Origin of the sequence: Fibrobacter sp. UWH9, from assembly GCF_900129715.1 — a bacterium.
In the GTDB taxonomy this organism is placed as follows: Bacteria; Fibrobacterota; Fibrobacteria; order Fibrobacterales; family Fibrobacteraceae; genus Fibrobacter.
Genome location: NZ_FQWP01000040.1, coordinates 1 through 7,427, shown reverse-complemented (window position 1 = coordinate 7,427; position 7,427 = coordinate 1). Strand labels below are relative to the sequence as shown.

The 7,427-nt window shown below is 44.8% G+C and carries 9 protein-coding genes and 1 pseudogene; all 10 read right to left on the bottom strand.

Annotation, left to right across the window (positions count from 1 at the left end):
- Positions 1-634 precede the first annotated feature (634 nt).
- Positions 635-1,018, bottom strand: coding sequence for a pilus assembly FimT family protein (locus tag BUB94_RS15905; RefSeq protein WP_073238909.1), 384 nt, complete (start codon positions 1,016-1,018; stop codon positions 635-637).
- Positions 1,008-1,376 (bottom strand): type II secretion system protein, encoded by a 369-nt coding sequence (locus BUB94_RS15900; protein ID WP_139260291.1) that lies wholly within the window; start codon positions 1,374-1,376, stop codon positions 1,008-1,010. Before BUB94_RS15900 ends, BUB94_RS15905 begins: the two co-directional genes overlap by 11 nt.
- Positions 1,369-2,586 (bottom strand): hypothetical protein, encoded by a 1,218-nt coding sequence (locus tag BUB94_RS15895; protein ID WP_073238903.1) that lies wholly within the window; start codon positions 2,584-2,586, stop codon positions 1,369-1,371. Before BUB94_RS15895 ends, BUB94_RS15900 begins: the two co-directional genes overlap by 8 nt.
- Before the next feature lie 6 nt (positions 2,587-2,592).
- Complete coding sequence (locus BUB94_RS15890) at positions 2,593-3,969, bottom strand: GspE/PulE family protein (protein ID WP_083538405.1); 1,377 nt, start codon at positions 3,967-3,969, stop codon at positions 2,593-2,595.
- A 19-nt stretch (positions 3,970-3,988) separates the two neighbouring features.
- Positions 3,989-4,378 (bottom strand): carboxypeptidase regulatory-like domain-containing protein, encoded by a 390-nt coding sequence (locus BUB94_RS15885; RefSeq protein ID WP_073238898.1) that lies wholly within the window; start codon positions 4,376-4,378, stop codon positions 3,989-3,991.
- 204 nt (positions 4,379-4,582) lie between these two features.
- On the bottom strand, positions 4,583-4,891 hold the full coding sequence (locus BUB94_RS16590) for a hypothetical protein (RefSeq protein WP_139260290.1): 309 nt from the start codon (positions 4,889-4,891) through the stop codon (positions 4,583-4,585).
- Between the two features lie 56 nt (positions 4,892-4,947).
- Positions 4,948-5,202: pseudogene (locus BUB94_RS17570) on the bottom strand (transposase); the annotation flags it as partial.
- Between the two features lie 185 nt (positions 5,203-5,387).
- Positions 5,388-5,624 carry a DUF3990 domain-containing protein gene (locus BUB94_RS15875; protein WP_073238895.1) on the bottom strand — a complete coding sequence of 79 codons (237 nt, stop codon included), beginning with the start codon at positions 5,622-5,624 and terminating at the stop codon, positions 5,388-5,390.
- 145 nt (positions 5,625-5,769) lie between these two features.
- Entirely contained in the window at positions 5,770-6,297 is a 528-nt protein-coding gene (locus BUB94_RS15870) for a hypothetical protein (protein ID WP_139260289.1), read from the bottom strand.
- Complete coding sequence (locus BUB94_RS15865; RefSeq protein ID WP_175549755.1) at positions 6,266-7,300, bottom strand: RHS repeat domain-containing protein; 1,035 nt, start codon at positions 7,298-7,300, stop codon at positions 6,266-6,268. Before BUB94_RS15865 ends, BUB94_RS15870 begins: the two co-directional genes overlap by 32 nt.
- Positions 7,301-7,427: the final 127 nt, after the last annotated feature.

The window sequence follows — 7,427 nt, the reverse complement described above, 5'->3', positions numbered from 1 at the left end:
ATGGATTTGTATAATTTTGACATGGGCTTTTTTCTTCTGTTTTTTTTGGCGATTAAATTTTAGAAAATAGCCCATTTTTTGTTTAATTTAGGCGAATGTCAACAAAAAAGGGTGGCGAAGCCACCCACACATGTTGATGAAGAGCCTTTTTAAAAATACGGGTTTTCATGAGCACATTTTCCAAGGATACATCACATACTGGTTTATGCAATAAAAAAAAGACCTCACTTCCGTGAGGCCATCTATCGAGTCGGACCGTGTTGTGCTTCGATACGCCGGCGGTACATTCGAAATTAGGTAGCGACTGTACTCAATAGTGCTTTTTTTCTTGCAGTTGAATTTTTTTGTTGCACGTTCGTAAACTTTTTTATAAATTTGGCGTCGGTAAAAGGGGCGTGACGTAAGTCACATTTGGGTTTAGGAGGTTTGATCTTGCGGTTAGAGCATTTGGCTCGCCCAAGTATACTTTCCTAAAAGTGTGGTGTTTGTATGGATTTGGCATGCCTTGCAGGGACGCCTGTTTGTTGTGTTTAGAGTTTGAAGGTTAGAAAGAGTTGTTGGTTAGGAGACCACAAAGAGCGGCGTAGCTTTCGGGCTGCGTCGTTTTTTTCGCCTTATTCTTACGTTCTGAATTTTATTTTAAATAGAAGTGGCTATATCCAACGATTTCTTTTGAGGTAGAATCGGTGGCGCCTAGGAAATAGACCAAGGTTCTCTTGCGGTCTACATCCTTGCACTTTGGCTGAGGAAAAGGAAACTCCATATCCAGGGAATCCGCAGAATCTCCAGTGAAATGGAATTCGCCATTTTCTTGGCAGGAGCCTGTATTATCCAGAAGCATCCTGTTGGCCTTGGCCTTCTTGACATTGTAATCGAAGTATTCCTCGTGGGCCTTCTTGTAACTTACGAAGGAACCGTTGGCTGTGCAGAACATGTTCATGGCCAGCGTAAAGAAAATACCAGACACAGCCATGGTCACTATCAACTCGATCAGTGTGAATCCGTGCTTACTTGCCATGGCTTACCTTGTAGCGACAGTAGAACAAAGTTCTTGTGGTATCAATTTTATTTCTGACGGGTGTGGCCTTGAAGCATTTTTCGTCCCCATCTGCAGTCAACCTGACTAGAATCTCCCAGGCGATACCCTTGCCGTCGCGGTGGGGTATAATCGTGTCGCTTGAAACGTTCTCGGTAAGGAGCGTTACCTTGCCCAGCTCCATGCCGTAGTTCTCGTTGCGGGCTTTCTGCGTCACGGGCCCCTTGTACAAGAAACCAGAAAGCAGAACTCCGGTAGAAACAAGAATTGCGAAACTGATTAAGACTTCCATCAGGGAGAATCCGCGCTTTCCACGGGCGGCCATGCAAATTTTATTCATAACTAGGATCCCCGCCGAAATAGACCATGTCTGGCAACATCACGTGTACCGACGTGTCGCCCTTGATTTGACCGCCGCGAAGGAACCCGCGCCACAGCGTTTCTCCTTCATAAAATGAAAAGTTGGAAATGGTCATATGACCTTTCAGCTTTCCTCTGAAATCAATTGTGCCGTTGACGATGATGGCACCTGTAATGTCCACCTCTTCAGTGATTTCCACCGGAACGCCCCTCAGCGTTTCATCCCAGTTGTCTCCCAGGAAAATAATGGATGCGTCCTTGGCCTTTAATTTCTTGAAGGCCATTTTTCCCGTATAGTCAACGTCGCTAACTTTTCGCCCCTGAAGCACAAAAGTGTTCTTGGCGTTTTGCTCCGTATTGACGTTGATTTCTAAAGAATCCTGTGCGAAAAATACACCGTTCAGGCTGACATTTTCCTTGGCAGAAATAGTTCTTGCTGTAATATCGCCATGCTCTATTTTTGAACGTTCCCTAATAAAGACCCGTTCTGCTTGAATTTTGCAGCCCTTGCAGCGGGAATCTCCCTGCAGTACGACTGTAGCGCAGCTAAGTTCCTCTGGCACCAAGTCTACGCCGTCAAAAACACAGTTCTGCTGAGAAAATTTATCGGCAAAGTTTTTTCTGCTAAGTTCTGGATAGTACTTTAAGATGTCGAAATAGGGGAGGGTGTCACCCACATAAACCGTGTCGTGGAATGCCTCCTTGGTGGCTCTCATCTTGTAATTAGTGCTATAGGAAACACTGCCCTTTTTTGTGGCTGTTCCGCCCTCAATTCGAGCGTCACCCACTAAGGCGATGGATGACTGTGGGGCGGTTAACACCAGTGCCGGGCGAGCTTTGGGGATAAAGCCGGTGTGTACCGACAGCGTCTTGGAGGAGTCCCTGTTATGAGCTTCCAACCTGGCAAAGGCTCCATCCTGGAAATGCCTAATAAAGAATCCGATAGTTCCGTCCTTGGTGGAGTAAGTCAAGGAGTCCGTTCGCCAGGGCTTGCCTTCTTGGGCCATGCGATAAAAGGAATAATTGGCTGCAGATTCCAGCTCCAGCTCCGCCTGGATGTTTTTGTAACGCCTGAAGGAATCCTGGCGCTCCCGCTTTACCATCTCGTAAAAAGAAAAGGAGAGGTAACCAATCACCAATAGGATTGTAATTGTCAGTGGCAGAGTGTAGCCTTGCTTGCTGCCAAACATAAAATCCTACACAATGGCTTCTGCAGAAACTTCTGCGTCGGTGGTGAGGCCCGAGGCCACCTTTTCTGCACCATCAACCGCCAAAGTCTTCATTCCAAGTTCTATGGCCTTTTGCTTGAGCTCTGCCGTGGTGGCGTTCTTGTGGACCATTTCGCGGAGGGTTTCGGACATAGGCATCATTTCGAAAAGACCTACGCGACCCTTGTAACCGCTACCGCCGCAAGTAAGGCAATTCGGATCTTTGCCGCCGCACTTATGGCAAACCTTGCGCACCAGGCGCTGAGCCATAATGAAGTTCACTGCCGAAGCCACCAGGAAAGGCTCGATCCCCATGTCGATGAGGCGTACAATAGCGGAAGGTGCATCGTTGGTATGCAAGGTGCTGAACACCAAATGGCCGGTAAGAGCCGCACGAATAGCCAGTTCCGCCGTTTCGCTATCGCGGATTTCACCCACCATGATTACATCAGGGTCCTGGCGCAGCAAAGTACGCAATGCCGCGGCAAAAGTCAAGTCGATCTTGGTGTTCACCGCTGTTTGGGTAATGCCATCCAGCTTATATTCAATAGGTTCTTCGATGGTGGAAATATTCAGTTCCGTACTGCGAATCATCTGCAGCAAGGTGTAAAGCGTGGTGGTCTTACCGCTACCCGTAGGGCCTGTAATCAGGAACATGCCGTAAGGCTTGTGGATTTCGTTTTCGCACAGGGCGATCTGTTCCGGAGTCATTCCCAGGGAATCGAGCTTGTGGATAATCTGGCCCTTGTCCAAAAGACGCAATACCATCTTTTGCCCGTAATCCGTGGGGAGGGCGGAAACGCGGATGTCCACGTTCTTGTCACCGTCGTCAAAATGGATACGGCCATCCTGGGGGCGGCGCTTTTCGGCAATATCCATATTGGCCATGATCTTGAGGCGGGAAATCACTTCGGAGATGGAACGCAAAGGCAGCTTACGGGCAACCTTCAGAACGCCATCTTTACGGAAACGCACCAGGAACGATTTTTCACCAGGCTCGAAATGGATATCGGAAACGCCGGTGTGCATGGCCTCGGCAATGATTTCATTCACAAGTCGGATAACGGGGGAGTTTGACTTGTTTGCCGCCTGGCTGGAACCAAAGCTAGGAACGGCGCGCTCTGCGAAGGCGCTGATCCACTGGACGATTTTTTCTTCGTCCGCTTGAATCGGCTGGATGAAAACACCTGTACAAACCTGGATGTCGCTGATTAAATCAAAGTCGAACTTGTCGGCCACGGCAACGGAAAGAATGCGGGACTCCTCGTTGAATTCCAGCGGCAGCGCAGAATAACGCAACATCTGCTCCTGCGTCAAGAAACGCAATGCCGTTTGCTGAGGCGGATTTTTAAGTTCGAAGGACATTGGAGTTTGAACGATTGGATTAATCGTTGTCGGCGTCGGCGGTGTCGGTCGGAACAAGGAACAAACTGATGGAACGCAGAATGATGTTCAATGCCGTATCAGGATTGCTGATTACATCCACCGTGTCCTTGGGGAAGTAACCTTCCTTGGTGACGACAATCTGGTTCACATAGCTTTCTTCAGAAGGGAAGATCACGGTGCCGCTGGAGTTTGTCTTGAGATTCTGTGCGGCCTGAACCTCGTTTGTCAATTCCACATTGGCATCCTTGATGGCTTCGCCAGAAATCTTGTCGGTGACGATCACCGTGTAACGCACCGGGATACGGTTGTCCGAATCTTCGTCTTGAAGACATGCAGACAGCAACGTGGACAAAGAAATAAAAAGAGCTGAAAGAATGAATTTCTTCATAGGAACCCCCGTTCGCGCTCAAATGTAGTAAAAAACATAAAAAATTCATTATGGGAATGGAATTTTTACAAATTTAACGATACAACGAGGTGTTGATAACAAAAACATCATGTCTCAGGGAGACCTCAAAATTTTTTTTCTCCATGGATTCAAAACATTTGTTTTCTGCTATATATCATTTTGCAAATTTATATTTCTTTACGTCTAGGCAATTATGGTTGACTCTAGCTGCTGATACCATATCCTCGCATGAAAAAAATCATCAAAATCTCGATAACAAACGAATTTGACTACGAACGGGAAATAAATTTCTGGGGAGAATATACTTACATTTGCTGGTAAGCGATTTTCTGGTCTTCTAGGAGCTTCAAGAACGATTGTATTCCTTTTTAAATTTCGATTGTTCCATATTTCCTCATCAACAATGATTGTATCTATAACAAATTCCTTTGTTAAATAACCTGTACTAGAAAATCTTTTTAAAGATCTCTCGTTCAAATTAATTTGCAGCATTATAGAATCTAAGGAATTCCAAACACGATAAATATATCTGACATCTCGCCGGCAATTTCCTTGCGGGCCTCGGGCGTCAGAGTTTTTTTTTCGATGACCTCGCGGAGAATTTCGTTGTCCAGTGCCAGATTTGCGTACATTTTCTTGAGTTTGGCGTTTTCTTCTTCTAGTTCCTTGAGTCTCTTTAACTGGCTGATTTCAAGGCCACCGTACTTTCTTTTCCACTGATAAAGAGTGGCCCTGGAAATGCTTAGCCTTCTGCAGATTTCATCGGCAGAGACACCCGCTTCAAGTTCGTTAACGCTTTGAATGCCTTTGGCATTCGCCGCTACACTCGGCTATAAGATTATGCAAGCATAATCTTGCAACTCTCGTTTTGTAGGCTTTTGATGATTTCCGATTCGGAGTGAGTCAGTTTTTTCATGGCTGTTCCTTCGCTACCAAAGGTAGCATTTTGATGCAGGCTGAATCGCCTTTTGTCTAGTTATGAACAGTCCTAACTACGGGGAAGCTTACACAAACACTTCAAGGATTCCAGGCTTGAGTCGTCAAATTCAAACACCGAAATCACAGGGACGCCAGTGCCCTTTCGCTTCGCCGTGAGCTCAGCCCAACGTTCAGCCTGTTCGAAGCTGGATGTCAAATAAAAGCTTGTTCCAAAATCAAGTTTTCTATCGGAAACCAGAACTTTAGGCTCTTGCACTACAACATTGCTTCCATGATAAAGCTTCATAGCAAGAAGATAATTATTACTTCAATAATTGTCCAGCGACAAAAAATTATTACAGATTCATTTTTCATCAACGTCTTCGCATCTTACGATAATCTAAGTCTTGTAAAAGAACATTCAACGACCATAACAGAAAATATTAAAGTGATTAAATTTTCAAATATTTAAGCGAAGACATTATTTTCTTACATTGTTCCTCGTCAACTTTGGATGAGTCGTATTGAAAAACAAAGGGCCATGGATGGCAGTTTTGAATTTTTTTGTTGCAATCGAAAGAAGGAACGATTAGATATAAGTGTGCTTTTTTCTTTTTCAACGAATCTCCAACAAAGTACCCTCTATTCTTATCTCCAACATAGTAAAACGTATCTGATTTAGTAAGAATTTTTTCTTTCAAATCAAATAGAGCCAAGGTTTCTGAGTAGAATCCTACCATCAAAGACATAAAATCTTTTCGTATAGAATCACTAAAAAAATAAGTTGTAGTTTCAAAGTTTTCCGTTTTTTTCACGGAAATATTATTTGAAAGTTTAAGTTCAAAATATTCCGTACTATCATGTTTGTCTTGTGACAACAAATCTTTAAACGAATACTCTTCCTTCGAATCCTCACGAAAGCAAGACGAGAATAAAATACAAAGGACGCTAATCACCATTAAACGGATCAAAATTTTCATAAGTATTCTCTTTTTTTCTTAGAGTTTCTTCAACTTGAAGGGGGGACAGGCCATTCCCTTTGTCACCCATCATGTTTCCGACAAAGCCATCAAAAGTACCGTCTTCATCGGTGTATCGATCTTTCATTCCCATAAGATGGCCTGACTCATGAATTCCTGAGGTGTTTCCAGGATTTTTAGTAAAAATCTTTGCATAGTTACAATTGTAACTATTGTCACAACCAGCATACGAACGTCCAATTTTATCCACAAATTCAATTGTATTTTCTGCGAGTTCAGGATCATTTACTACTTTCATTGAAATATTGTATTGACCTACTTTTCTTGTGTAGAACGATTCTACTGAAGATATGAACTCATCAGCATCTTTAGGGGTTCCACCATCAAATTTGACATACATTGTGTAATTAATGTTACGGCCATTTTTTTCTACATGAACAACATTCCCATCCGGATCCACACCGACAATCGGATTATATCCATTCCCCACATACAGATACGGACTGCTTAACTGACGAGCCGGATCCACAGAAATCCACATTCCAAGCATTGGATCCAGGTATCTTGCGCCGAAGTAGTTGAGCTCGGTTTCGTCGTCTTTCTCCTTGCCGGTGAAATTCTCGGTCACCTTGTCGCCTGCGTCAGCGATCAGATCAATCTGTTCGCCGAAGGAGCGGTAGTCATAAGCTTTCTTCACTTCACCGAGGTCAGCAACGTCTGCGTTTGAGGTACTCTGGGTGCCGTACACCAGCATGGTGGAACCAAGGTGGTTCTTGAGGTACCATTCGAAGGAGGCGTTGCCGGAAGACAGCTTTTCGGCATCTTCCACGCCGTAGCGGCCCAGGCCCTGGGGCATGTTCACCACGACCTTTGTTTCGCTGGGAGTGCCGTTGTGGAAACTTTCGCGGACCTCGGTGCCGATGCCTGTGTAGTGGGTCACGAGTTCACGTTCCCAGTCGGCGCTACGCGTATTCTCAAGTACGTTTCCTGATTTGCTTTCCATCCTGAACTCCACCGGCATTCCTCTCCAATCATAGGAAATTTTCAGGGATTTGGACAAAACGACGTATTAACTCATCACATTTTTTTCATATATTTACAGACATGGCAGACGAAGAATTGAAAAAATA

Excerpts from the sequence above, each read along its gene's own strand:
- BUB94_RS16590 (WP_139260290.1), bottom strand. The coding sequence starts at position 4,891 with ATGCTGCAAATTAATTTGAACGAGAGATCTTTAAAAAGATTTTCTAGT.
- BUB94_RS15890 (WP_083538405.1), bottom strand. The coding sequence starts at position 3,969 with ATGTCCTTCGAACTTAAAAATCCGCCTCAGCAAACGGCATTGCGTTTC.
- BUB94_RS15905 (WP_073238909.1), bottom strand. The coding sequence starts at position 1,018 with ATGGCAAGTAAGCACGGATTCACACTGATCGAGTTGATAGTGACCATG.
- BUB94_RS15885 (WP_073238898.1), bottom strand. The coding sequence starts at position 4,378 with ATGAAGAAATTCATTCTTTCAGCTCTTTTTATTTCTTTGTCCACGTTG.
- BUB94_RS15870 (WP_139260289.1), bottom strand. The coding sequence starts at position 6,297 with ATGAAAATTTTGATCCGTTTAATGGTGATTAGCGTCCTTTGTATTTTA.
- BUB94_RS15895 (WP_073238903.1), bottom strand. The coding sequence starts at position 2,586 with ATGTTTGGCAGCAAGCAAGGCTACACTCTGCCACTGACAATTACAATC.
- BUB94_RS15900 (WP_139260291.1), bottom strand. The coding sequence starts at position 1,376 with ATGAATAAAATTTGCATGGCCGCCCGTGGAAAGCGCGGATTCTCCCTG.
- BUB94_RS15865 (WP_175549755.1), bottom strand. The coding sequence starts at position 7,300 with ATGGAAAGCAAATCAGGAAACGTACTTGAGAATACGCGTAGCGCCGAC.
- BUB94_RS15875 (WP_073238895.1), bottom strand. The coding sequence starts at position 5,624 with ATGAAGCTTTATCATGGAAGCAATGTTGTAGTGCAAGAGCCTAAAGTT.